Below are 259 nucleotides of genomic sequence, written 5' to 3' on the forward strand. Positions count from 1 at the left end.
CTCCTCTTCCTTCTGTATAAACTGATGCATCTTCTTAAACTGTTCCTTCATCTGCAACACCGCGTGCTGGGCCCGGACCTTGATGTGTTCTGCTGTTTTGTCGCTTTCTGTTTTAAATTTATTAAAGGCCTCCAGTTTCTTCTGCAAAGGTTTCAGTAATGTCTTGACTTCATCCTTATGTTCTGGTGCAGCTTCATCGATGGGTCTGAACCTGTGCTTGATGTGTTTTTTAGAATCTCGACACACAAGGCACGCTGGC

The 259-nt window shown here is 44.4% G+C and carries 1 protein-coding gene; it reads right to left on the bottom strand.

Features of this window, described 5'->3' with window-relative positions; genetic code table 11:
* The coding region (locus tag IEQ44_RS17315; protein WP_227487668.1) for a B-box zinc finger protein at positions 1 to 259 on the bottom strand (259 nt) is incomplete at both ends.

The organism is Nocardioides malaquae, from assembly GCF_015070385.1.
GTDB classification, from domain to species: Bacteria; Actinomycetota; Actinomycetes; order Propionibacteriales; family Nocardioidaceae; genus Nocardioides; species Nocardioides malaquae.